Origin of the sequence: Moritella sp. PE36, from assembly GCF_000170855.1 — a bacterium.
Classification (GTDB): Bacteria; Pseudomonadota; Gammaproteobacteria; order Enterobacterales; family Moritellaceae; genus Moritella.
In genome coordinates, this window is record NZ_ABCQ01000127.1 from 1 (window position 1) to 1,248 (window position 1,248).

2 protein-coding genes are annotated in these 1,248 nt (G+C 40.5%); both read left to right on the forward strand.

Annotated elements, in window-relative coordinates:
• On the forward strand, positions 1-247 hold a 247-nt coding region (locus PE36_RS23590; protein WP_006034637.1), incomplete at its 5' end, for an uL15 family ribosomal protein.
• Between the two features lie 5 nt (positions 248-252).
• A partial coding sequence (secY, locus tag PE36_RS23595; RefSeq protein WP_006034638.1) for a preprotein translocase subunit SecY occupies positions 253-1,248 on the forward strand: 996 nt, incomplete at its 3' end.

The following is a 1,248-nucleotide window of genomic DNA, read 5'->3' on the forward strand; positions in this document are numbered from 1 at the left end:
ATTCGGTTTCACTTCACGTAAGCAGCTAGTAACAGCTGAAGTACGTTTAAATGAAATCGCTAAAGTTGAAGGCGATGTTGTTGATTTAAACACACTTAAAGCAGCAGGTCTTGTTACAAAAAACATCCTGTTTGTTAAAGTTGTTTTATCTGGTGAAATCACTCGACCAGTTACTATTCGTGGCATTAAAGCTACGAAAGGTGCTGTTGAAGCGATTGTTGCTGCAGGCGGTCAAATCGAAGGATAGTACAAATGGCTAAAAAACCAGGATTGGAAACGAATAAATCTCAAGGTGGCTTATCAGAATTGAAAAGTCGTTTATGGTTCGTGTTAGGTGCAATTATTGTATTTCGCGCTGGCTCTTTTGTTCCGATCCCTGGTATTGATGCCTCTGTACTTGCTACGCTGTTTGACTCGCAAAAGGGTACCATCTTAGAAATGTTTAACATGTTCTCTGGTGGTGCGCTTGAGCGTGCCTCTATTTTTGCGTTGGGTATTATGCCGTATATTTCGGCCTCTATTATCATACAGTTATTAACTGTAGTTAATCCTACACTTGCCGAATTGAAAAAAGACGGTGATGCAGGACGACGTAAAATTAGCCAGTATACCCGTTACGGAACATTGTTCTTAGGTACTTTCCAAGCTATTGGTATTGCAAAAGGCTTACCTAACATGGTTGATGGACTTGTCCATAATCCAGGGTTGAGTTTTTACTTTACTGCTGTAGTAAGTTTAGTAACTGGTACTATGTTCTTAATGTGGTTAGGTGAACAAATTACCGAACGCGGAATTGGTAATGGTATCTCAATATTAATTTTTGCAGGTATTGTTGCTGGTATGCCGCCAGCTATCGGACAAACGGTCGAGCAGGTTATCGATGGTAACCTTCACGGTCTGTTATTGTTAGTGTTAGCTGGTGTTGTTTTTGCTGTTACATACTTTGTTGTATTTGTAGAGCGCGGTCAGCGTAGAATTGTGGTAAACTACGCAAAACGCCAACAAGGACGACGTGTTTTTGCAGCTCAAAGCACGCATTTACCGTTAAAGCTTAATATGGCCGGTGTTATTCCAGCTATTTTTGCTTCGAGTATAATTTTGTTTCCTGGAACGCTTGCACAATGGTTCGGTCAGAATGAAGGTTTATCTTTCCTTACTGACATTTCCTTGGCTCTACAGCCAGGACAACCTTTGTATGTAATGCTTTATGCAGCAGCAATTATCTTCTTCTGTTTCTTCTATACAGCG